This window comes from Glaciibacter sp. 2TAF33 (assembly GCF_052114945.1).
Lineage (GTDB): Bacteria > Actinomycetota > Actinomycetes > Actinomycetales > Microbacteriaceae > Cryobacterium.
Genome location: NZ_JBFRFS010000009.1, coordinates 41,180 through 61,246 on the forward strand (window position 1 = coordinate 41,180; position 20,067 = coordinate 61,246).

General features: G+C 67.5%; 25 protein-coding genes. 16 read left to right on the top strand and 9 right to left on the bottom strand.

The features are described from left to right. The first annotated feature begins 10 nt into the window (after positions 1 to 10). The 4 genes from AB4Y94_RS10810 to AB4Y94_RS10825 are packed head-to-tail and all read left to right on the top strand — an operon-like array spanning position 11 to position 4,214. Positions 11 to 1,210 (top strand): alpha/beta hydrolase family protein, encoded by a 1,200-nt coding sequence (locus AB4Y94_RS10810; protein WP_441727984.1) that lies wholly within the window; start codon positions 11 to 13, stop codon positions 1,208 to 1,210. 16 nt (positions 1,211 to 1,226) lie between these two features. Then, on the top strand, positions 1,227 to 2,252 hold the full coding sequence (locus tag AB4Y94_RS10815) for an FAD-dependent monooxygenase (protein WP_441727829.1): 1,026 nt from the start codon (positions 1,227 to 1,229) through the stop codon (positions 2,250 to 2,252). After that, on the top strand, positions 2,249 to 4,048 hold the full coding sequence (locus AB4Y94_RS10820) for a glycoside hydrolase family 3 protein (protein ID WP_441727830.1): 1,800 nt from the start codon (positions 2,249 to 2,251) through the stop codon (positions 4,046 to 4,048). Before AB4Y94_RS10815 ends, AB4Y94_RS10820 begins: the two co-directional genes overlap by 4 nt. Before the next feature lie 31 nt (positions 4,049 to 4,079). Next, entirely contained in the window at positions 4,080 to 4,214 is a 135-nt protein-coding gene (locus tag AB4Y94_RS10825; protein ID WP_441727831.1) for a hypothetical protein, read from the top strand. Positions 4,215 to 4,635: 421 nt separating this feature from the next. Here AB4Y94_RS10825 and AB4Y94_RS10830 read toward each other — a convergent pair whose 3' ends face one another. From AB4Y94_RS10830 to AB4Y94_RS10840, 3 genes are all read right to left on the bottom strand, one after another. Next, complete coding sequence (locus tag AB4Y94_RS10830; RefSeq protein ID WP_441727832.1) at positions 4,636 to 5,391, bottom strand: SDR family NAD(P)-dependent oxidoreductase; 756 nt, start codon at positions 5,389 to 5,391, stop codon at positions 4,636 to 4,638. 141 nt (positions 5,392 to 5,532) lie between these two features. Then, positions 5,533 to 5,769, bottom strand: a complete 237-nt coding sequence (locus tag AB4Y94_RS10835) for a hypothetical protein (protein WP_441727833.1) — start codon at positions 5,767 to 5,769, stop codon at positions 5,533 to 5,535. A gap of 53 nt (positions 5,770 to 5,822) precedes the next feature. Beyond that, positions 5,823 to 6,407, bottom strand: coding sequence for a TetR/AcrR family transcriptional regulator (locus AB4Y94_RS10840; RefSeq protein ID WP_441727834.1), 585 nt, complete (start codon positions 6,405 to 6,407; stop codon positions 5,823 to 5,825). Positions 6,408 to 6,570: 163 nt separating this feature from the next. Here AB4Y94_RS10840 and AB4Y94_RS10845 point away from each other — a divergent pair, with 163 nt between their 5' ends. The 5 genes from AB4Y94_RS10845 (at position 6,571) to AB4Y94_RS10865 (ending at position 10,258) form a co-directional block, all read left to right on the top strand. Beyond that, the gene (locus tag AB4Y94_RS10845; protein WP_441727835.1) at positions 6,571 to 7,515 is read left to right on the top strand and encodes a sigma-70 family RNA polymerase sigma factor; all 945 of its coding nucleotides are present in this window, start codon (positions 6,571 to 6,573) and stop codon (positions 7,513 to 7,515) included. A gap of 103 nt (positions 7,516 to 7,618) precedes the next feature. Continuing rightward, positions 7,619 to 8,596: an iron-containing redox enzyme family protein gene (locus AB4Y94_RS10850; protein WP_441727985.1), complete on the top strand. Its 978-nt coding sequence runs from the start codon at positions 7,619 to 7,621 to the stop codon at positions 8,594 to 8,596. Beyond that, positions 8,596 to 9,579 carry a glycosyltransferase gene (locus AB4Y94_RS10855; RefSeq protein WP_441727836.1) on the top strand — a complete coding sequence of 328 codons (984 nt, stop codon included), beginning with the start codon at positions 8,596 to 8,598 and terminating at the stop codon, positions 9,577 to 9,579. Before AB4Y94_RS10850 ends, AB4Y94_RS10855 begins: the two co-directional genes overlap by 1 nt. Continuing rightward, positions 9,572 to 9,811 (top strand): CDGSH iron-sulfur domain-containing protein, encoded by a 240-nt coding sequence (locus tag AB4Y94_RS10860; protein ID WP_441727837.1) that lies wholly within the window; start codon positions 9,572 to 9,574, stop codon positions 9,809 to 9,811. The genes AB4Y94_RS10855 and AB4Y94_RS10860 overlap by 8 nt, the downstream gene beginning before the upstream one ends. Before the next feature lie 45 nt (positions 9,812 to 9,856). Continuing rightward, on the top strand, positions 9,857 to 10,258 hold the full coding sequence (locus AB4Y94_RS10865) for a hypothetical protein (protein WP_441727838.1): 402 nt from the start codon (positions 9,857 to 9,859) through the stop codon (positions 10,256 to 10,258). A 12-nt stretch (positions 10,259 to 10,270) separates the two neighbouring features. Here AB4Y94_RS10865 and AB4Y94_RS10870 read toward each other — a convergent pair whose 3' ends face one another. After that, positions 10,271 to 11,596 carry an MFS transporter gene (locus AB4Y94_RS10870; RefSeq protein ID WP_441727839.1) on the bottom strand — a complete coding sequence of 442 codons (1,326 nt, stop codon included), beginning with the start codon at positions 11,594 to 11,596 and terminating at the stop codon, positions 10,271 to 10,273. 82 nt (positions 11,597 to 11,678) lie between these two features. Between AB4Y94_RS10870 and AB4Y94_RS10875 the strand changes: the two genes are divergently transcribed. Both AB4Y94_RS10875 and AB4Y94_RS10880 read left to right on the top strand, forming a co-directional pair. Continuing rightward, positions 11,679 to 12,089: a DUF3054 domain-containing protein gene (locus AB4Y94_RS10875; RefSeq protein WP_441727840.1), complete on the top strand. Its 411-nt coding sequence runs from the start codon at positions 11,679 to 11,681 to the stop codon at positions 12,087 to 12,089. Between the two features lie 166 nt (positions 12,090 to 12,255). Next, positions 12,256 to 12,438 carry a PspC domain-containing protein gene (locus tag AB4Y94_RS10880; protein WP_441727841.1) on the top strand — a complete coding sequence of 61 codons (183 nt, stop codon included), beginning with the start codon at positions 12,256 to 12,258 and terminating at the stop codon, positions 12,436 to 12,438. A 40-nt stretch (positions 12,439 to 12,478) separates the two neighbouring features. Here AB4Y94_RS10880 and AB4Y94_RS10885 read toward each other — a convergent pair whose 3' ends face one another. Both AB4Y94_RS10885 and AB4Y94_RS10890 read right to left on the bottom strand, forming a co-directional pair. Beyond that, complete coding sequence (locus AB4Y94_RS10885) at positions 12,479 to 13,018, bottom strand: DUF4287 domain-containing protein (RefSeq protein WP_441727842.1); 540 nt, start codon at positions 13,016 to 13,018, stop codon at positions 12,479 to 12,481. Between the two features lie 26 nt (positions 13,019 to 13,044). After that, positions 13,045 to 13,689, bottom strand: a complete 645-nt coding sequence (locus tag AB4Y94_RS10890; protein ID WP_441727843.1) for a TetR/AcrR family transcriptional regulator — start codon at positions 13,687 to 13,689, stop codon at positions 13,045 to 13,047. Positions 13,690 to 13,792: 103 nt separating this feature from the next. Between AB4Y94_RS10890 and AB4Y94_RS10895 the strand changes: the two genes are divergently transcribed. From AB4Y94_RS10895 to AB4Y94_RS10905, 3 genes are read left to right on the top strand one after another with little or no spacing between them, the layout of a single operon-like run. Then, a complete protein-coding gene (locus AB4Y94_RS10895; RefSeq protein ID WP_441727844.1) occupies positions 13,793 to 14,818 on the top strand; it encodes an ATP-binding cassette domain-containing protein in 1,026 nt (341 codons plus the stop codon). Beyond that, positions 14,815 to 15,642: an ABC transporter permease gene (locus AB4Y94_RS10900; RefSeq protein WP_441727845.1), complete on the top strand. Its 828-nt coding sequence runs from the start codon at positions 14,815 to 14,817 to the stop codon at positions 15,640 to 15,642. Before AB4Y94_RS10895 ends, AB4Y94_RS10900 begins: the two co-directional genes overlap by 4 nt. A 48-nt stretch (positions 15,643 to 15,690) precedes the next feature. Continuing rightward, complete coding sequence (locus tag AB4Y94_RS10905; protein WP_441727846.1) at positions 15,691 to 16,086, top strand: VOC family protein; 396 nt, start codon at positions 15,691 to 15,693, stop codon at positions 16,084 to 16,086. A 101-nt stretch (positions 16,087 to 16,187) separates the two neighbouring features. Here AB4Y94_RS10905 and AB4Y94_RS10910 read toward each other — a convergent pair whose 3' ends face one another. Further along, positions 16,188 to 16,988: a LysR family substrate-binding domain-containing protein gene (locus AB4Y94_RS10910; protein WP_441727847.1), complete on the bottom strand. Its 801-nt coding sequence runs from the start codon at positions 16,986 to 16,988 to the stop codon at positions 16,188 to 16,190. A gap of 79 nt (positions 16,989 to 17,067) precedes the next feature. On the opposite strand from AB4Y94_RS10910, the gene AB4Y94_RS10915 reads away from it, so the two are divergent. Then, positions 17,068 to 17,502, top strand: a complete 435-nt coding sequence (locus tag AB4Y94_RS10915; protein WP_441727986.1) for a DUF5997 family protein — start codon at positions 17,068 to 17,070, stop codon at positions 17,500 to 17,502. A gap of 61 nt (positions 17,503 to 17,563) precedes the next feature. On the opposite strand, the gene AB4Y94_RS10920 is transcribed toward AB4Y94_RS10915, so the two are convergent. Next, a complete protein-coding gene (locus AB4Y94_RS10920) occupies positions 17,564 to 18,232 on the bottom strand; it encodes an alpha/beta hydrolase (protein WP_441727848.1) in 669 nt (222 codons plus the stop codon). 125 nt (positions 18,233 to 18,357) lie between these two features. Here AB4Y94_RS10920 and AB4Y94_RS10925 point away from each other — a divergent pair, with 125 nt between their 5' ends. Beyond that, a complete protein-coding gene (locus AB4Y94_RS10925; RefSeq protein ID WP_441727849.1) occupies positions 18,358 to 18,945 on the top strand; it encodes an NUDIX hydrolase family protein in 588 nt (195 codons plus the stop codon). A gap of 92 nt (positions 18,946 to 19,037) precedes the next feature. Here the strand turns inward: AB4Y94_RS10925 and AB4Y94_RS10930 are convergent, their stop codons facing one another. Next, a complete protein-coding gene (locus tag AB4Y94_RS10930; protein ID WP_441727850.1) occupies positions 19,038 to 19,994 on the bottom strand; it encodes a nucleoside hydrolase in 957 nt (318 codons plus the stop codon). Between the last annotated feature and the right edge of the window lie 73 nt (positions 19,995 to 20,067).

Genomic DNA, 20,067 nt, shown 5'->3' on the forward strand with positions numbered 1-20,067 from the left:
CCTCGTGTTCATGTACTTCCCCACCAACTACGTCTGGAGCCTGGCCGTCGTCGCCACCCTCAACAACGGCGGCTTCATCGACGAGGTCGACCGGGCGTGCAAGCCGGTGCTGCTCGCGTCGCAGAACGGCGACGACGCCGGCACCGCCGAGCTGTACGCCTCGTGGGAGGCCGTCGCCGACCGCCTGGTGGCGAAGGCGCAGGCCGACGAGGCCGCGGGCCGCCGGATCGGCGCGGGGGAGACGTACTACCGAGCGTCGCTGTACACCTCGCAGGCCGAGCGCCTGCAGTCACCGCGGTGGGAGGGACGCAACGCCGCCTACCAGAAGTCGATCGACCTGCTGCTGAAGCACGTGGAGCTGAGCGACATCCCGCTCACTCGGGTGGAGGTCCCCTACGAGGGCTCGTCGCTGCCGGGGTACTTCTACCGCGCTCCGGGCGACGGGCCGCATCCCGTCATCATCCAGTGGAACGGCCTCGACTCCACCAAGGAGATGATGTTCTACTCCGGGTTCCCGAAGATGCTGGCCGAGCGCGGCATCTCGACCCTCATGATCGACACTCCCGGTTCGGGGGAGGCGCTGCGCTTGCGGGGTCTGACGGCACGCTACGACACGGAGGTATGGGCGGCGGCGATCATCGACTGGATCGAGGCGAACGCCGAGGAGCTCGGCGCGGACCCCGAACAGGTCGGCATCGTCGGCTGGTCGCTCGGCGGCCACTACGCCCCGCGGGCGGCGGCCTTCGAGAAGCGCCTCGCGCTCGCGGTGGCCTGGGGGGCCAACCATAACTGGGCAGCTGTGCAGGAGGCGCGACGGAATCGGGAGGGCGAGAACCCCGTGCCGCACTACTGGGACCATGTGTTCTGGGTGTGGGGCGTGCACGACATGGACGAGTTCATCGAGAAGACCCGGGGGATGCACCTGAACGGCGTGGCCGAGAAGATCACCGTTCCGCTGCTCATCGCGCACGGCGCGGGCGATCGGCAGATCCCCGTCCGCTATGCCCACGAGACCTACGAACAGGCGGTCAACAGCCCTCGGCGCGAGCTGCGGATCTTCGACGACCCGGAGGGCGGCACCGAGCACATCTCGATCGACAACATGCCGTACGTCGCGGGGATCATCGCCGACTGGGTCGCCGAGACCTTCGCCGCCCTCGAGTCGTCCGCCGCCGGCGGGCCGCCTGCCGTCGCCGCCGACGCCCGCTGAACGGACCCGGAGAACCATGCGCACCCAGGTCGCCATCATCGGAGCAGGTCCAGCGGGGCTCCTCCTCGGCCACATCCTGCAACGGGCCAGGATCGGCTTCGTCATCCTGGAGCAGAAGAGCCGCGAGTACGTGCTCGGCCGCATCCGTGCGGGAGTGCTGGAGCAGGGCTCGGTCGACACCCTCCGCGAGCTGGGCCTCGACGCCGGCCTCGATACGCGAGGGCTGACCCACCACGGCATCTACCTGAAGTACGAGGGGCAGCGCCGCCGCATCGACTTCGTCGACCTGGTCGGGCGCACGGTCACGGTGTACGGGCAGCAGGCGCTGGTGAATCACCTGCTGGCCGAGCACGACAGGCTCGGCTCCGACGTCCGCTTCGAGGTCGAAGGCGTCGCTCCGCGCTGCATCGACTCGGGCGCCCCCTACGTCACCACCGTCGAGGGCGAGCGGATCGACTGCGACTTCGTCGTCGGCGCTGACGGCTACCACGGCGTGAGCCGGCCGGCCATCCCGGGTGTGACTGCGCTCGAGCGGGGCTACCCGTACGCCTGGCTCGGCATCCTGGCCGATGTGGCGCCGCCCACGGACGAATTAATCTACGCGCTCCACCCCTACGGCTTTGCCATGCACTCGATTCGATCGCTCGCGCCCCCCGGCTGTACCTGCAGGTCGACCCGTCCGAGTCGATCGACGAGTGGCCGGACGACCGGATCTGGGGGCAGCTGCCGACCCGGCTCGGCGTCGACGGCTGGACGCTGCACGAGGACACGATCACCGAGAAGTCGATCACCCCGATGCGCAGCTTCGGGCGTCGACGCTGGAGCACGACCGGCTGCTCCTGGTCGGCGACGCGGGGCACATCGTGCCGCCGACCGGCGCCAAAGGGCTCAACTCGGCGATCGCCGACGTCGCGTTGCCCGGCCGCTCGCTGTCGGCGCGGTACCGCGGCGACGACTCCCTGCTCACCCGCTACGGCCATGTGCATCGGTGGCGGCCAAGCTCTCGCCGCCGTCTTCGAACGGCTGTGAAGGACTGACGTGACATCGACCGAACACAACGCAGCTCGGCCTTGGTTGAACGCCGACCTCCCGACCGGCGAGCGCATCCAAGTGCTCCTGAGCGCGATGACGATCGAGGAGAAGGCCGGCCTCTGCTTCCACAGCATGATCGGAATCGGTGACCTCACGGAGCCGAACCCGGTCTTCGGGACTCCTGCTCCCGTCGATTTGGTCGAGTGGCGGCACATGTCGCATTTCAACCTGGTAGGCGGTTCCGCCAGCGCTCGCGAGATGGCCGAGTGGCACAACGCCCTGCAGGAGGTGGCCGCCTCGACCCGTCTGGGGATCCCCGTGACTGTGTCGACCGATCCGCGGCACTCGTTCACCGACAATCCCGGCACGGCGATGATGGCTGGACCGTTCTCACAGTGGCCCGAGCCGCTCGGACTGGCGGCGATCGGCGATGAGGAGCTTGTGGAGCGGTTCGGCGACATCGCTCGCCAGGAGTATGTGGCCGTCGGACTGCGGGTCGCCCTGCACCCCCAGGTCGATTTGGCCACCGAACCGCGCTGGTCACGCCAGGTGGCGACCTTCGGCGAGGACGCAGAACTCACCGGGCGCTTGGGTTCGGCGTACGTGCGGGGATTCCAGGGCGCCTCGTTCGGTCGCGGATCCGTCTCGACGATGACGAAGCACTTCCCGGGCGGTGGCCCCCAGCAGGACGGCGAAGACCCCCACTTTCCCTACGGTCGAGAGCAGGTCTACCCCGGCAACGCATTCGAGGTCCACCTCGAACCCTTCGAAAAGCTCATCGCCGCCGGGACACGTCAGATGATGCCCTACTACGGCATGCCCGTCGGAACCGAATACGAGGAAGTCGGATTCGGGTTCAATAAGTCCGTGATCACCGGACTGCTGCGCGAACGGTTCGGATTCGACGGAATCGTCTGCACCGACTGGGGGCTGCTGAGCGACCACGAGATCTTCGGTCACGCTTTCCCGGCTCGTGCGTGGGGAGTCGAGCACCTGAGCTCGCGCGAGAGGATGAAGAAGGTCATCGACGCGGGTGCCGATCAGTTCGGTGGCGAGGCCTGTCCGGAGCTGTTGGTCGACCTTGTCGTCTCGGGGGAGATCCCCGAGTCCCGCCTCGACGAGTGCGCACGTCGCATCCTCCGTGAGAAGTTCGAGCTAGGCCTGTTCGAGATGCCGTACGTCGATGCCGCTGCGGCGGACGGGATCGTCGGGAATCCGGAGTTCCGTGCCGCTGGTGAACGAGCGCAGCGCGCATCCATCACCGTGCTGACCAACGGATCCCTCGATTCGCCGACGCTGCCCCTCTCTGTCGCCTCGCGGTTGTACGTCGAGGGAATCGAGCCGGATGGCCTCGGCGGGTACGGCGTGTTCGTGCCGACGCCGCAGGAAGCGGACGCGATCATCGTGCGCCTGAAGGCCCCGTTCGAGCAGCGGCCCACGATTTTCGAGAGCATGTTCCATTCCGGCTCGTTGGCGTTCCCGGACGAGTTGGTCGATCACCTCCGCGATCTCGCGAAGCACGCGCCGATCATCGTCGACGTCTACGCCGATCGGCCGGCCATCATCGAACCGATCGCCACGGTCGCAGCCGCCGTCACGGTGAACTGGGGAGCGAGCGCCGATGCGCTTCTCGACGTGTTGACCGGACGATTCGCCCCCCAGGGTCATCTTCCCTTCGACCTCCCCCGGTCGATGGCGGCGGTCGAGGCGGCGCGGCCCGATGTGCCCTTCGACACGGCCGATCCGCTGTTCCGGTTCGGTCACGGCATCACCGAGCTGGGCGCCCGTGGTCGTCAAACACTGTAACGAGAGTGCCGCCCCGGGCGATGCGGAGAACTTGGACATCTTCGACTTCCCGCTCTCCACGGACGAGCTTGGGAAGATCGACGCCATGGACAGCGGTGCCACCACCTATCAGTCGTCTCCCGAGATGGACCAGCGGGACGAGTCGTTCACCATCTCGGAGGCGTGATCGGACCCGTCCCCCGAACGCTGGCGTCACAACATCTTGACTACAACTGAGGAAGATACAACGCGATTCAATGAGATGCCGGGATACCAACTTGCTTGATCTTCCGCGGAAGTGGCCCCAATCCGTTGAGTTTCGCGGGTACGAACCAGGGTTCAAATCCCACCGGTACCGCCACGTCCAGAGCCCAGCTTCCCTCCTGTGGAACGGAAGCAGGGGGTCTTCGCACGGTGGATCGCGGCCGGCAGCGAGTTCACCACCCCGCCGACCACGACAACTTAAGCGACGTCGCCTTCTTCCAGCGTGTCGGGATGCAGGCTCCGACCCTCTTCATGCTCGCGGGGCCCCGGCCTGACCTACGCCGTCGCGGGTGTTCGCAGCGAAAAGGCCACCCCGAGGGGTGGCCGATTCACACACAGGGTGCCTAGACGGTGGTGTAACCGCCGTCAACGAGCACGTACGAGCCGGTCATGAAGCTGGCCTTGTCGGAGAGCAGGAACGTTGTGACGTTCGCGATCTCTTCCGGCTGCCCCAGGCGGCCGAGCGGATGCTTTGCCGACAGCCCGTTGAGTACCTCTTCCGGCGCGGACACCAGCAGCGGCGTTTCGATGTAGCCGGGGCCGACCGCATTGACGCGCAAGCCCTGGGCTCCGTATTCGGCGGCCGCGTTCTTGGTGAGGCCCACGACGCCGTGCTTGGCGGCCGTGTAGGCGGCGTTGCCAGGAGCGGCGACGGTGCCGTGGATCGACGCCATGTTGACGATGGCGCCCTCGGAGGCGCCGGCGGCGAGGATCGCCGGGATCTGGTAGCGCATGCCGTAGAGCACGCCGCTCAGGTTGATTGCGATGACGCGGTCCCAGTCCTCGAGGTCGACGTCGCCGACGGGGGCGTTGGCGCCACCGATCCCGGCGTTGTTCACCGCGTAGTTGAGCGCACCATAGGTTTCGAGGGCGAAGTCGACGGCCTTCTTGCTGTCTTCGGCAACCGCCGTGTTCGCCTGGAATGGAACGGCGGTGCCGCCCGCGGCGGTGATCTCGTTGGCGACGCGGGTCGCCCCGTCGAGATTCAGGTCCACAACCACGACGTTGACGCCGTTCTGTGCCAGGTCCTTGCTGATTGCTTCCCCGAGCCCCGAACCACCGCCCGTGACCAGAGCGGTCTTGCCTTCGAAGTTACCCATGATGTCTCCTTCTCCGCAGGATCGTGTCCCGCGATTTCCGTAGTGACCGGCCGTGCCGACCAGTTGTAATAACTACCCGCGGCGGAGATGTATTCCATACATTTGCATGGAAGAGCGGGCGCTCGGCCAGGGGAGCGTTCCTCAGCTCGGACTGAACGGAAGATTCAGGTCGTCCTCGTCCACGTCGACATCGCCGGTATCGTCGGGACCACCGGTTCCCGGCAGAACGTTGACGTCGTCCGGATTGATGTCCTCATCGTCCAATGCCGCACTGCCCTGCGGCTCGTCGTCGCGGGCTTGCATCTCGCGCTCGCTCGACGGGCTGTACGCCGTGTCGCGTCGCACCTGCTCCGCATCGGAATTCGTGGTGTCGCTCATGTCTTGACGCTACGTCCGGTTCGACGGTTCGCCTAGGCCCGGGTCCAGGAATCCTAGACGGCTTCGAGTGCGGTGTGGTGGTCCACCAGCCACTCGGCCATTTGCATGGCTCGGCGGGCCGAGGTGACGTCCCCCATGGTCGCGGCGATGATCGAGCCCTTCATCAAAATCTGGTACGAGTGAGCGAACCCGTCAGGGTCCCGCAATTCGGCCTGTTCGGCGAGGATTCGCAGCTCATTTCGCACGTTGTTCAAATGAGTGATGCTGGCCTTGCCCAGCGGATGATCCGAGCCCATCTCGATCAGAACGTTCACGAACGAGTCCCCCTCGAAATCAGGCCGGTGGAACCATTCATCGAACACGTCGAAAATCGCGAGGATCTGCTCGCGGGGAATGGTGCTTCGACTGCGGGCAACGGCGACGATGGTCTCGGTCGTCCAGACCCTCTCGCGACGGTTGAGGAACGCCGTCACCAAGTCGTCCTTTGACTTGAAATGACGGTAGAAGGTGGCGATGGCGACGCCCGACGTGCGGATGATCTCATCCACCGGAACGCCCCGAACGCCGCGCTGCGTGAAGAGGTCGTACGCAGCCCGGAGGATACGTTCGCGCGCGTTGGGTTTCTCTTTATCAGACATCGTGGCTTTCATGGTACCCCCTTGACAGAGAGAACGTTCTACATCTAAAAATGGGGTACGAGAGATAACGTTCTCTCCAGACCCGAATAGGGGCCACGAGGTTGAGCCAGGCACTACCCACAGCACCATCGACCAGCACCACCGAAGAGCTAGGAGACCAGGAATGTCCATCACCGCACTAGCCCCGCGTCCCGCCGCCCAGCTGCCGGGAGTAACTGATGACGCGGTCAAGGATTACTTGCAGAAAATCGGGCAGATCTCGCTCCTGACGGCGGAGGACGAGACCGAACTTGCCCGCCGCATCGAGGTTGGCGTGATCGCCCAGGAACGACTGGCCCGTGGAGTCGAGTCTGAAACAGTGGCAGAGGAACTCCGCTTCCTGGTCAGGGAGGGGGAGGCTGCCAACCGCCGTTTCGTCCGCTCCAATCTCCGGCTGGTGGTCACCATCGCCAAACGCTATGTCCGTCACGGCGTCCCCTTCATGGACTTGATCCAGGAAGGCAACATCGGCCTTGACCGGGCGGTCAAGAAGTTCGACTACCGGCAGGGCTACAAGTTCTCCACCTACGCGACCTGGTGGATTCGCCAGGCGATCAGCCGCGGCATCGCCGACTCCGGCCGGCTGATCCGGGTGCCCGTGCACACCGGCGAGAAGATCACCGTCGTTCGTAAGGCGATCCGCGAGTTCGAGGTCGACACCGGCCGGGTGCCGACGGTCGACGAGCTTGCCGGCCTCACCGGCTACACCACCCGCATGGTGAAGCGACTCCTCGACGCCGACCAGGAACCGGTGTCTATCCAGACACCGATCGGCGACGAGTCTGGCTCCGAGTTCGGCGACCTCATTGAGGATGACGACAGCGCCCCCGTCATCGACATCATCACCGCCCGAATCCGGCAGGACCTGCTTTGGGAACGCATCGACGCATTGCCGAGCCGCGAAGCGGAGATCATCCGGATGCGCTTCGGCCTGGGCGACGGCGACCCGATGACCTTCGACGAGGTCGGGGCGGTATTCGGGGTCTCGCGGGAACGCATCCGTCAGATCGAGAAGCGCGCCCTGAAGATGCTCAGGTGCGAGGAACTAGGCGATGGATTCGCGGAATGACAGCGTCTCGCTGAGTGACCCGGAGCGGCGTTCAGCCCCACCGTTCGGTGCCCGCGGTGAGGTGAGCGAGCGGCTGATCGGGTTGCTCCGACGATCCGTCGAAATGGGCCATCTGGAATGCGAAGCACTCCAGCGAGATGTCGTGTCGGCCGTCGCCCGGTCGGCCGACATCGTGCGCGACGACGACCTGCAGCTGGCGCTCTTCGTGCTCCACGGGTTGCACTACGGATCAGTCATCGATGCCGACGATGCCTGGGAATGGCACCCGGACCTGGTCGCAACCCGCCTTGTCATCGAGGGCGCATTCGAGCGTGAACTGCGACTGAACGTTCCCATGCCCGCGGTGCCACGGGCAGACCGCGAATCTGTTGCGGGCGCCCTGTTCGAACTCACGCAACCGGACACCGGCCCGAGCCTGTCGAAGTACGTCGCGCGCAGCGCGACCATCGGCCAGGTGCGTGAGCTCGTGGTGCAGCGTTCGATCTACACGCTCAAGGAGGCCGACCCCCACTCCTGGGCGATCCCGAGGCTGACCGGCCGGGCCAAGTCTGCACTGGTCGAGATCCAGGCCGACGAATACGGCGGCGGCCGCCCCGAGCGGATGCACTCGGCCATCTACGCCGGAACCATGCGCGGCCTCGGCCTCGACGACCGGTACGGCGCCTACGTGGACCAGGTGCCCGCCATCACGCTGGCGTCGCTCAACATGATGAGCATGTTCGGGCTCAACCGCCGGCTCCGTGGCGCGATTTCCGGGCACCTCGCCGCCTTCGAGATGACATCGTCCATCCCCAGTCGTTTCTACGGAAACGGATTCCGCCGACTCGGTTTCGGAAGCGACGTCACCTGGTATTTCGACGAGCACGTCGAAGCGGATGCCGTCCATGAGCAGATCGCCGCACGGGACCTGGCTGGATCGCTCGCGGAGGACGAGCCGGCATTGCTCGAGGACATCATGTTCGGCGCGAGCGCCTGCCTGACGGTCGACGGCTGGGCAGGCCAGCACATACTCGATGCCTGGACGGCGGGTCGATCCTCGCTCCGGGTGCCACTGCCGGTTTCGTCCGGTACGCCGGGCTGATGCACAGCGCCCGGTTCAACGCCGACTATGTGCTTCCGTTGCGCTGGACGGACGACGACCGGATCGCCGAACTCACGCGGTATCTTCGGGCGCTGAGCGGCTGGATCGATGTCATCGTGGTGGACGGATCCCCAATGGTGTGTTTCCAACGGCACGCCGTGGCCTGGGGCGGACTGGTGACGCACGTCGCTCCCGGGACATGGCCGGGCGGCAACGGAAAGGTCCGCGGGGTGATGACGGGCCTCCAGCTGGCCACCCACGAACGCGTGGTGATCGCCGACGACGACGTGCGGTACGACGCGGCGCTGCTCGCCCGGGTCATCTCGGCGCTCGATGAGGCGGAGGTCGTGCGCCCGCAGAACTACTTCATCGACCGTCCCTGGCACGCACGCTGGGACACCGCCCGCACCCTGCTCAATCGGGCCCTGGGCTCGGACTACCCCGGCACGCTCGGGGTTCGCCGGGGTGTTGTGCTGGCGGCCGGTGGATACGACGGGGACGTCCTGTTCGAAAACCTCGAGCTGATACGCACCGTGCGGGCCGCCGGTGGGCGGGAGCTTCGCGCCGACGACATCTTCGTGCCGCGGGTCGGCCCGGGCGTTCGGCACTTCCTCAGCCAGCGAGTTCGGCAGGCCTATGACGACTTCGCGCAGCCCGCCCGCCTCGCCGTGGAACTGTCGCTGTTGCCGCTCCTGGCCTGGGCGGCACTCAAACCGCGACGCCTCATGCTGGTGTCGGTCCTGGGGTGTGCGCTCGCCGAGAGTGGGCGGCGGAAGGGTGGCGGCAGGGCGGTGTGGCCGTGGACGAGCGCCCTGTGGGCGCCGCTCTGGCTCGGAGAGCGCGCAGTCTGCGTCTGGCTCGCGGTCCTCGCCCGGGCCACCGGTGGCATCCGCTACGGTGATGCAATCCTTCGCCGGGCGGCGACCCCGCAGCGGATGCTCGCGATCGCGCAGGCCCGAATCGGAAAGGCAGACCATGAATGAGAACATGACGCCGGTGCCCGTCGTAGTCGTCGAATGCGCTGACGGTCCGTTGCTCGTGCGCGGCGAGATCGAGATTCTCTCGGCGGATGGGATTCGTCGGCCGCAGAACCGCAAGACGATTGCGCTGTGTCGGTGCGGGGCGTCCAGCATCAAGCCCTTCTGCGACGGCACGCACAAACTGGTCGGGTTCAAGACCGCGGCGCCCGAGGACCTGCCGCAACCCGACCGGTGATATTCGCTGGGCGGAACGATTTGCGGCGTGGCATAACATTGGCTCGTGGGAAGCGCTCTGGACATCATCGGCTTGATCGCCGAGGTGTTCGTGTGGGTGGGACTGGTGCTCGGCGCGGTGTGCCTCCTGGTGCTGCTGGTGATGCGCACCTTCGGCGGGCGCTGGATCGAGGCGGACGGACTGGCGGTCACCGAGGCGGGAAAGACGCGGCTGCGGTGGATGTCACTGCACGGCCTGCACGAGCGGTTCCTCGACCCGGATGACCACCACCTGGCCAACCCGTCTGCTCCGATCCGGCTGTACTACAGCCAGCGCGACCCCTCCCGGGTTCGCTTCGACAGGGTCGGCCACGGCGAACGCACGCTGCGGCTGCTGTCGTGGCTGCTGCTCGGGCTGGGCCTGGCGGCCCTGGTCGTCTCGGTCGTGCTGATCTTCATTCCGGCCTGAGCGCCGGCGCCCTCATGGGGTGGGGTGGAGGGCGTCGTAGCGCCGGAACCCGGACTGGAACCGCAGCAGGAGTCCGATCAGCGTGATGATCAGCAGCCCGCCGAGCACCGGCGCGAACCAGAGCGCCGCCAGCGATGCGGCCACGCCCACGTAGAGGTCGCCGATCCGCGGGCCGCCGGTGACGACGACGGTGAAGATACCCTGCAGGCGGCCGCGCATGTTGTCGGGCACCGCAGTCTGCAGCATGGTGTTGCGGAAGACCGAGCTCACGTTATCGGCCGCACCCGTTCCAGCGAGCATGACCGCAGCGAGCACCAGGGCCGGGAGGTTGGTGTGGTCGACCGCGGAGCTCACCGGGCCGAACCAGCCGGTGCTTGAGACGCCGAGCACGAGGCCGAAGCCGAGCACGAATAGGCCGTACACGGCGATCGCCCACCCGATTGCGGCACCCTGTCGGCGCACCCCGCCGAGCCTCCCGGACAACACGCTGCTCATCAGGGTGCCGACGGCGCCGGCGGCGGTGAGCACCCCGACCGTGATGGCGCCGCCGCCGAGCAGCAGCGCGCCCACGGCGGGGAACAGCGCGTGCGGGCGTCCGAAGGTCATGGCGACGATGTCGACGATGAATGACATGCGGATGTTCGGGGCCCGCCTGAGGAACGTGAGCCCGGTACGGATCGACTCAAGCCCAGGTCGGTGCCGTTCGCCCTCCGGGATGATGGGCGGCAGTGCGACGATGCCCAGGAACGCGGCCGAAAACAGCACGACATCGATCGTGTAGGTCCAGCCGAAGCCGACCCCGGCGACCAGTACCCCGGCCAGGGCCGGACCCACCGTGACCATGAGGCCGAAGCTGATGCCGTTGAGGGCGGACGCGGCGGCCAGGAGCTCGCGGGGAAGCAGCCGCGGAACGATCGCGGCCCGGGAGGTGCCGATGATGGTCGCGGCCACCGCGTTGATCGAGGTGAGCAGGTAGAGCGGCCACACCGTCTCCACGTGCAGCCACGCGATCAGGGCGATCCCCGCGGTTGATGCCCAGGCCAGGACGGCGGCGACCATGGCGACCGTGCGGCGGTCGAACGCGTCGGCAAGCATGCCGCCGTACAGGCCGGCGAGCACCATCGGCACCAGCGCGAACGTGCCGACCATGGCGACGGCGAAGGTGGAGTGGGTGAGCTGGTAAATGTGCAGTCCCACGGCCATGATCGTCATCTGGCCACCGATGCCGGCCACGCTGCTTCCGATCCACAAGCGTGCGAATGCCGGACTCCGTCGCAACGGCGTGAGGTCGACGAAATGATTGCGGCGCGGGGTGGGCGGAGCGGTAGTGGAAGACATGCGAAGACAAGTCTAAGAGCCGTCAGACGTCGAGGAGCCGTCGGGCGTCCGACAGCCCTCCGTGGCTGCCTAAGCTGGAGGGATGACTTCCGAGCAGAGAACAGGCGTCGTGAAGCCGCGCGCGTCATCCGTCACCCTGGCGCTGCTAGTTGATGTGGCACTCGTGCTGGCCTTCGTGCTCGCCGGTCGCGGCAGTCACGACGAGGGCTTCACCCTGGCCGGCACCGCCACCACGGCCTGGCCATTCCTGGTCGGGCTGCTCGTCGGCTGGCTGGCCTTCCGGGTGTGGCGCTCGCCGCGCCGCGTGATCTGGAGCGGCCTCGGCCTGTGGGTCGCCACCGTCGCCGTGGGCATGATGCTGCGTATGGTCAGCGGACAGGGCACGGCGGCCAGCTTCGTGATCGTGGCGACGCTGGTGCTCGCGGTCTTCCTGCTCGGCTGGCGGGCAATCGCGGCGCTGCTGGTTCGGTCGCGGCGTCCGGCATCCGTTTGACCGCGTCCACGGGCTTCGTTCCGCTGAGGTACGTATATGACACCTTCGTTCGCGATCCGAACGTGCGTTATACGTACCTCAGCTCGGGCCGACGAAAGAGGCGGAACGAAAAAAATGGGGGGTTTCCCCGATGGCGCTCGCCGTGACGGCGCGGCAGGCTGGACACATGGAACTGAGCAGACCAAAGCAGGGGCGAGTCATCGCGGGAGTGTGTGCGGGAATCGCACGCCGATTCGGATGGCGGCCGACGACCGTGCGACTGCTGGCCCTGCTCAGCCTGCTACTGCCGGGCCCGCAGATCGTGATCTATGTTGTGCTGTGGATCCTGATCCCGCAGGACCCGGCGTAGTCGCATCCGCGCACAGCGGCCGTGACTGCGTACTGCCCAGCTAGGCGCGGTCGTACGCGGCACGCAACCAGGCGAGCACCTGGCCGTCCATGTCGTCGACGCTGGCCAGCGAGACCTTGTGGCTGCACATCCCGCCGGCCGGGAGCAGGCGATCGGTCGGCGACAGGCCAGGCAGGTTGACCCCCAACTGGATGCGCCCGGCACTGGGCGCCTCGATCAGCGCGAACTGCTTGTGCCGCCGCAGGGAGACGCTCGCCTTTTTCGGCGCGACCTCGACGTCCGAGCCGAAGCTCACAGCGGCTTCGACCAGCGCGTCGTAGATCGGGCGGAGGCCGGACTTCGGGCCGGAGAGCTGGGTGTCGACCAGGGCGTCGGCAGATTGGTCTGTCGCCCTGGAGCGGTACTGCAGGACGATGCCGTTCGCGAAGCCGTGGCTGATCCCCCGCTCCTGCTTCAGATAGTTCATCAGTGCGGTGTGCGAGTCGAGCCCGGTCGCCGCGAGCACGTCGAACCACTCGTCCAGGGAGCGGCCGGTGTTCTTCGGGAGGTTATCGATCATCGACTGGGTGGCGGTGTCCATGGTCCCAGTAAACCCCGAACGGATGCCTACAGGCCCTGCTCGACCATGTCGATCACGCGGCGGGTCAGGTCCGCGCGGAGGGGGCCGTCAATCGCTCGAAGTGGCCCGTCGATGAGCAGCACCGCCAGGCCGTGCACGGCCGACCAGGCCAGGAACTCCGCCCCTGGCCGACGCTCCGCAGGGAGGCCGCCGGCCGCGGCGAGGCCGTCGAGCGCGGCGCTCAGCAACTGGAACGGCGTGAGGCCGGAATTGCCGGCCCGCGCAGCGCGGGCTGCGCCCTCCATGTCGGGGGAGGCCGAGAACGCGGTCTGGAACAGGCCCGGTTCCTCCTGCGCGAAGCGCAGGTAGCCGACCCCGACCGCACGCAGGCGCCGGCGGGCTGTCGTCAACGGCTCGGCGGCATCCGTCAACGCGGCCTGCTCCGCCTCGATCGCAACGGCGACCCGCGACTGGCACGCCTCGCAGACCGCATCGAGCAGGGCCTGTCGGTCGGTGAAATGCCGGTAGGCGGCGTTGGGTGAGACCCCGGCCCGACGGGTCGCCTCACGCAGGACCACGGCGGTCGGGCCGCCCTCACGGGCGAGCTCGACGCCCGCCTCGATCAGCGCCCGGTGCAGGTCGCCGTGCCGATACGTTTTGCGTCCGCGCAATTTCGGATCAATCGTTGTCAAACCCCGCACCTCCCTCGTACCATGGACTATTGCAATGTGGACAACGTACACATAGTGTAACGCCGCTTCAGGAATCCATCGAAATCCAGTCGAGGACGAACGCATGTCGATCATTGAGGCCACCGGCCTGACCAAGAAGTACCGTTCGAAGAGCGGCCCGGTGCACGCACTTGCCGGGCTCGACCTGTCCGTGCCGCGTGGAACCGTCAAAGCCCTGCTCGGGCCCAACGGCGCCGGCAAGACCACCGTGGTCAAGATCCTCACCACCCTGATCAGGCCCGATGCCGGCACCGCGATCGTCGACGGCGTCAACGTCGTGCGCGACCCCAAGGCGGTGCGGCGCATCATCGGCGTCTCCGGCCAGTACGCGGCGGTCGATGAGAACCTCACCGGCTTTGAGAACCTCGAAATGGTCGGCCGGTTGTACCACCTCGGCGGCAGGGTGTCCCGGCGTCGCGCGCAGGAACTCATCGACCTGTTCGAGCTCACCGCGGCCGGCAACCGGCCGGTGAAAGGTTTTTCGGGCGGGATGAGACGCCGCATCGACCTCGCCGGCGCGCTCGTGATCAACCCCAAGGTGCTCTTCCTCGACGAGCCGACCACCGGGCTTGACCCGCGCAGCCGGCTCGCCCTGTGGGAGGTGATCAAGAATCTGGTCGCCGGGGGCACAACGGTGCTCCTCACCACCCAGTACCTCGAAGAGGCCGACCAATTGGCCGATGACATCGCGGTCATCGACGAAGGCCGGGTCATCGCGGAGGGAACATCAGACGAGCTGAAGGCGCAGATCGGCGGTCACCGCGTGGTCGTCGCGCTGGTGGACGCGGCCGACGCCCCCCGCGCACAGCAGGTCCTCGCCCGGTATGGGTCGGGTGAGCCGAGCCTCGACGACGACGGCCGAACGATCGAGGTCGCCGTGACCGACGGGCCCCTGGCGTTGCAGAATGTGCTCAGCGACCTCGGTGAGGGCCGTATCGAACTGCACGACGCGGGCATGCGGAGGCCGACGCTGGACGACGTCTTCCTCCAGTTGACCGGCCACCATGCTGAAGCCGAGCGACCCGACGACGACTCCGGCGCGAAGCGCGGCAAGAAGACGGATGACGCGGAGTTGGAGGTGGCCCGATGACCGCCGTCGCCACGTTGCCGACGACCAACCCCCTCGCACTCTGGTACTCGGACGGCTGGACCGTCACCAAACGCAATCTGATCAAGATCAAGCGTTCGCCCGACATGCTGGTGTTCGCCGTGATCCAGCCGATCATGTTCGTGCTCTTGTTCAGCCAGGTGTATGGCGGGGCGATCCAGGTGCAGGGCACCGACTACACCCAGTTCCTGATGGCCGGGATCTTCGCGCAGACAGTCGTCTTCGGTTCGACCTTTTCCGGCGCCGCGATGGCACAGGACCTGAAGGAAGGCATCATCGACCGGTTCCGCAGCCTGCCCATGAACGCGTCGGCGGTGCTGATCGGTCGGACCAACAGCGACCTGGTGCTGAATACCATTTCGATGTCGATCATGATGCTGACCGGTTTGGCCGTCGGCTGGCGGGTCAACTCGTCGGTGCCGGAGTTCTTCGCCGGCGTCGCCCTGCTGCTGCTGTTCAGCTACTCGTTCAGCTGGGTGATGGCCCTGCTCGGGATGAGCGTGAAGAGCCCCGAGGTGATCAACAACGCCTCATTCATCATCCTGTTCCCGATCACGTTCGTCTCGAACGCATTTGTGCCGAGCGACACCCTTCCCACCCCGCTGCGGATCTTCGCGGAGTGGAACCCGGTGTCCTCGCTGGTGCAGGCGGCGCGGGAGCTCTTCGGCAATGTCGGTACCGCACCGGTACCCGACGTCTGGACCATGCAGCATCCGGTGATCACAGTGCTCATCGGCGTCTCCGTGATGCTGGTGCTCTTCGTACCGCTGAGCATCCGCAAATACCGGTCGATCAGTTCGAGATGACCGGGCTGAACCAGAACCAGATCGTCACAACCGAATGAGGAGAAGCGCATGACCACCAACGCCCTGGGCATCACCGAGGGATTCAGCGGGTTTGCCGTTCCTGACGTCGACGCGGCGCGGCAGTTCTACGCCGAGACGCTCGGGCTCGAGGTGAACGAACCGGGGATGGGCATGCTCGGCCTCACCCTGCCGGGCGGCACCCGGGTGATGGTGTACCCGAAGCCGGATCACCAGCCGGCGGTGTTCACGATCCTCAACTTCAACACCTCGGACATCGACGCGACGGTCGACCAGCTGGCCGCCAGGGGCGTCGAATTCCTGCGCTATGAGGGCTTCATACAGGACAAGAAAGGAATCGCCCGCGGGGGAGGCGACAGGGGCCCCTCGATCGCCTGGTTCACCGACCCCGCCGGCAACATCCTCTCGGTGCTGCAGGAGGTGTAGCCCCCGCCGTGAGGGGCCAACAAAACCGAGTGGCGGGCGCGGCGCGCACTCGGAGAAACCTGCCCCTCACGGAAGCCCGCAGTGCGGCGCGCCGCGCCGGGTCAGCGGCTGCCGCGGCGCTTGCCCTTCGGCGGCGCGGCGGTGCGGGTGCGGCCGGGTGCCGTCGGTTTCTTGCGGGCCTGCTGCGGCTTCGACTTCGCCGCCGCCTCGCGGGCGAGCTTCGCCGCCTCCTTGGCCTTCGCCGTCTTCTTGACCTTCTTCTCGGGTTCGCCCCGCACCACAACGGTGGCAGCCCGCGAGCTGCCGGCGCGGCGGCCGCGCACGATCCCCACGAACTCTTCGACGTCATCCGTCGTCTCTGCTTTGAGCCAGGCCAGCGCGATCTGGGTCTCGGCGACGCCGTCGACCGGCCGCGATGCGACATCCTTCCTGCTGTGCAGGCGGGCCAGCGAGTGCGGCAGGATGGCGATGCCGACACCGGCCGCGATCTGCTCCATCACATCGTCGAGGTCCCGCATCGTCGGCAGCGGTCGACGGGTGCCGTCCTGCACCTCGGTCGAGAGGTCGCGCCACTCCGGCACGTCGTCGGGATCCTGCATGAGGTGCTCGTCGGCCAGGCCGGACAGCGGCACGACCGCGTCGTCGGGCAGCCCGGCGATCTCGTGGTCCGCGGCGACCACGACGACCGGGATCTCGCGGTAGAGCGGGATGACGCTGAGGCCGTCGTCGTCGATCGGGAGCCTGACCAGGCTGACGGTGGCCCGGCCGTCGCGCAATACCGCCGTCTGTTCGCCGGGCTCGGTGGGGAACACCTCGAGCGGCACCTCAGGGCGTCGTTCGGCCCAGAGGCGGGTCCACTTGGTCGGCGTGACGCCGGCGATGAAGCCGAGAGAGAAGGGCACCGGCATCCTCCCGGGTGGGTCGGTTCCGCCGTTCCGGCGGTGTACTCAGGTTATACGGTGGCTATACGCTGGAGGGATGATGTCGGAGAAGAAGCCCCAGACCATGAAGTCCGCCACGGCGGCACAGAAGCTCGGGATTCTGCTGCAGGCTGCGCCCGAGGAGTTCCAGAACTCAACGGTCACCCGCAGCGAGCTCGCCGAACTCACCGAGAACCCGCCGGCCTGGCTCGCTGACCTGCGCGCCAACGGCCCGCACCCGCGCCAGGTCGTCGCTGCCAAGCTCGGCGTGTCGACTTCTGGCCTGGCTCGCGGCGGCGTCACCGATCCGCTGACCACCGCCGAGATCAAGGATTTGCTGCAGAAGCCGCCGGCCTGGCTGGTCACCGAACGGGCCACGCAGGCCGAGGTGCGCGCGGAACTGATCCGCGACAAGGACGCCAAGGCCGAGAAGGCCGCCAAGAAGGAGCGTGCCGCCCGCGGCGCCGCCCAGCGCGCCGCCCACCGCGGACAATAGCCGGGACTCGCTGCCGGCCCTGGCGCCTGGCCCGCCTGGCCGCCTGGACCAGTTGGCCCGCCTAGCGGGCGTATCGCTCGTGGAGGAACTTCACCACGTCGTCGAGCTCATCCTGGCCGACGCTGTGCGGCATGCCCTCATAGATGCGCTCGACCAGGTTCGAGTGCCCGGGGAGCCACGCCTGGGTCTCGTTGACCGCCCGCGCCGGGATCACGTCGTCTGCGGTGCCGCGCCCCCAGAACACCGGGGGCTTCCGTTCGGCGAGGCGGGCGTCGCCGGGGTGGGCGACCGGCGACACGAATCCAGACAGCTGTACGGCGAAGTCGAACCGTTCCGGCGCGTGCCGCATCAGCTGCAGGGCCATGGTGCCGCCCTGCGAGAAGCCGAGCAGACCGACGGATGCCGGTTGTTCCGGCAGGGCCTCGAGCCAGCCGAGCACGCCCCGGGTCGCCGCATCCAGGGCCTCGATCCACTCGTCATCCGGCCGTGATGATGCGTCCTCGTCGCCGATCGGGAACCATCCCCAGCCGTTGCCGAGTACCAGCGGGGCGCGCAGGGAGGCGATCGCCGGCTCCAGCGGCAGGTAGGGCGCCAGCGCGAACAGGTCGCCCTCGTGCGCTCCGAAACCGTGGAGGATCAGCAGGAGCGGCCGACCGCGTCGGTCTTGCTCGCCTGCCGACCAGAGCACGGCATCCGTGTCGATCTGTTCGATGCGTTCGCTGTCGTCCATCGCCGCCCTGCCTGCTCGTCCCGACGCCGGGAGGCACCGTTTCGTCAATCCTTCCACCGATTGGCTTTCCGCCGAATATGGGCTCCTGTCGGGCATTGGTCGCCACGGTGGGCGAGAATGGCTTCATGAGCGTGCGCACACCTGACCCCGACCCCGAGTGGATCCACGGGCCCGACGACGCACCGCCGCCGAACCCGAACCCCGGCTGGCTCACCGACCTGGAGCTGGCCCAGGTGCGCCGGAGGCTGCCGCTGCTCTATGTCGAGGCGGTCCCGGTGCGCACCGACGGGCTCGGGCAGGTGGTCGAGGTCGGCGTGCTGCTGCGCGCGACCTCCACCGGTGAGATGACCCGCACCCTCGTCTCCGGCCGGGTGCTGTACGGGGAGACGCTGCGCGACGCGCTCTTCCGTCACCTCGAGAAGGACCTCGGGCCGATGGCGTTCCCGCAGCTGCCCGCGAGCCCGGTGCCGTTCTCGGTGGCCGAATACTTTCCGCTGCCCGGGTTGACCGCCTTCACGGATGACCGCCAGCACGCGGTCTCGCTCGCTTACGTGGTGCCGGTCACCGGCACCTGCGACCCGCGGCAGGACGCCCTCGAACTGACCTGGATGACGCCCAAGGAAGCGGCCTCCGACGCCGTTTCCGCGGAGATGGAGGGCGGCCGCGGCGCGTTGCTGCGCACGGCGCTGGCATCCGTCGGCCAACTCCGCTAATCCCCCGCCCGTCCCGCGAACCTGCACTTGTTGGGTCTAAAACGCTCGCTTAAACCCAACAAGTGCAGGCTCGCGAACGCCCGGGAGCCGGCTCAGGCGAGACCGAGCGTCTCCAGGAACAGGCGCGCGTAGCGCGGCGCGTCGACGTTGAGGGCCACCTCGACCATCTCCCACTCATCGGCCAGGCCGTGCACCACGTCTTCGCCTGGCCAGCGGCGGAGGTCGACCAGGGTCTGCCCGCGCCCGAAGCCCGAGAGCTGCACCCGCACCGGCCGCACCTCCGTGCGGAGCGCGCCCGGGTCGACGAGCGCGCACACCGCCCCGGCGTCGCCGATCAGGCCGGTATATTCGGCGCTCTTGTCGGAGCCGAGCGCGATGCGGTTCGTGAGCAGCGCGCCCACCGCGCGGCCGGCATCCGTTTCATGGGTCAGCAGAGCGGATGCGATGCCTTCGTCGATCCCGACCTGGTTGAACACGTCCAGCCCGTACATGAACGTGGGCACGCCAGAGTCGAGCACGATCGCGGCGGCCTCGGGGTCGTGCCAGACGTTGAACTCGGCGACCGCCGTGGCGTTGCCGACGCTTGCCGAGCCGCCCATGAAGACGATGCGCTCGATGTTGCCGGCGATGTCGGGGTACTGGCGCAGGAGGAGCGCGAGGTTGGTCTGCGGGGCGAGGGCGACCATCGTCACGGGCCTGTCGCTCTCGCTGATCAGGCGGCGCATGAGCTCGATCGAGCTGATCGGCAGGGCTTCGCGGCTGCTGGGCGGCAGGCGGAGGGTGCCGAGGCCGCCTTCGCCGTGCACATGAGATGCGGCGCGGGCAGGCTCGATCAGGGGGCGGCGGGCGCCGGCGGCGACGGGGATGTCGGGGGCATTTGCCACGTCGAGGATGCGGAGCGTGTTCTCGACCACGCGCTCGAGCGAGGCGTTGCCGGCGACGCAGCTGATGCCGAGCACCTCGATGTCGGGGTGGGCGACGGCGAACAGGATGGCGAGGGCGTCGTCGACGCCGGTGTCGACGTCGAGGATGACGGGGAGCGGGGTCATCCGCTCAGCCTATCTGTCACGCGAACCCCACTTGTGGCGCGCGAGAACGCACTTGTGGCCCGCGAGAACGCAC

Bases quoted from the DNA above. Each gene is read 5' to 3' on its own strand.
- AB4Y94_RS10810 (WP_441727984.1), top strand. From the start codon at position 11: ATGTACTTCCCCACCAACTACGTCTGGAGCCTGGCCGTCGTCGCCACC.
- AB4Y94_RS10830 (WP_441727832.1), bottom strand. From the start codon at position 5,391: ATGGGTAACTTCGAAGGCAAGACCGCTCTGGTCACGGGCGGTGGTTCG.
- AB4Y94_RS10855 (WP_441727836.1), top strand. From the start codon at position 8,596: ATGCACAGCGCCCGGTTCAACGCCGACTATGTGCTTCCGTTGCGCTGG.
- AB4Y94_RS10815 (WP_441727829.1), top strand. From the start codon at position 1,227: ATGCGCACCCAGGTCGCCATCATCGGAGCAGGTCCAGCGGGGCTCCTC.
- AB4Y94_RS10870 (WP_441727839.1), bottom strand. From the start codon at position 11,596: ATGTCTTCCACTACCGCTCCGCCCACCCCGCGCCGCAATCATTTCGTC.
- AB4Y94_RS10915 (WP_441727986.1), top strand. From the start codon at position 17,068: ATGTCGGAGAAGAAGCCCCAGACCATGAAGTCCGCCACGGCGGCACAG.
- AB4Y94_RS10840 (WP_441727834.1), bottom strand. From the start codon at position 6,407: ATGTCTGATAAAGAGAAACCCAACGCGCGCGAACGTATCCTCCGGGCT.
- AB4Y94_RS10905 (WP_441727846.1), top strand. From the start codon at position 15,691: ATGACCACCAACGCCCTGGGCATCACCGAGGGATTCAGCGGGTTTGCC.
- AB4Y94_RS10880 (WP_441727841.1), top strand. From the start codon at position 12,256: ATGGAACTGAGCAGACCAAAGCAGGGGCGAGTCATCGCGGGAGTGTGT.
- AB4Y94_RS10885 (WP_441727842.1), bottom strand. From the start codon at position 13,018: ATGGACACCGCCACCCAGTCGATGATCGATAACCTCCCGAAGAACACC.
- AB4Y94_RS10835 (WP_441727833.1), bottom strand. From the start codon at position 5,769: ATGAGCGACACCACGAATTCCGATGCGGAGCAGGTGCGACGCGACACG.
- AB4Y94_RS10895 (WP_441727844.1), top strand. From the start codon at position 13,793: ATGTCGATCATTGAGGCCACCGGCCTGACCAAGAAGTACCGTTCGAAG.
- AB4Y94_RS10875 (WP_441727840.1), top strand. From the start codon at position 11,679: ATGACTTCCGAGCAGAGAACAGGCGTCGTGAAGCCGCGCGCGTCATCC.
- AB4Y94_RS10845 (WP_441727835.1), top strand. From the start codon at position 6,571: ATGTCCATCACCGCACTAGCCCCGCGTCCCGCCGCCCAGCTGCCGGGA.
- AB4Y94_RS10900 (WP_441727845.1), top strand. From the start codon at position 14,815: ATGACCGCCGTCGCCACGTTGCCGACGACCAACCCCCTCGCACTCTGG.
- AB4Y94_RS10860 (WP_441727837.1), top strand. From the start codon at position 9,572: ATGAATGAGAACATGACGCCGGTGCCCGTCGTAGTCGTCGAATGCGCT.
- AB4Y94_RS10925 (WP_441727849.1), top strand. From the start codon at position 18,358: ATGAGCGTGCGCACACCTGACCCCGACCCCGAGTGGATCCACGGGCCC.
- AB4Y94_RS10920 (WP_441727848.1), bottom strand. From the start codon at position 18,232: ATGGACGACAGCGAACGCATCGAACAGATCGACACGGATGCCGTGCTC.
- AB4Y94_RS10930 (WP_441727850.1), bottom strand. From the start codon at position 19,994: ATGACCCCGCTCCCCGTCATCCTCGACGTCGACACCGGCGTCGACGAC.
- AB4Y94_RS10850 (WP_441727985.1), top strand. From the start codon at position 7,619: ATGGGCCATCTGGAATGCGAAGCACTCCAGCGAGATGTCGTGTCGGCC.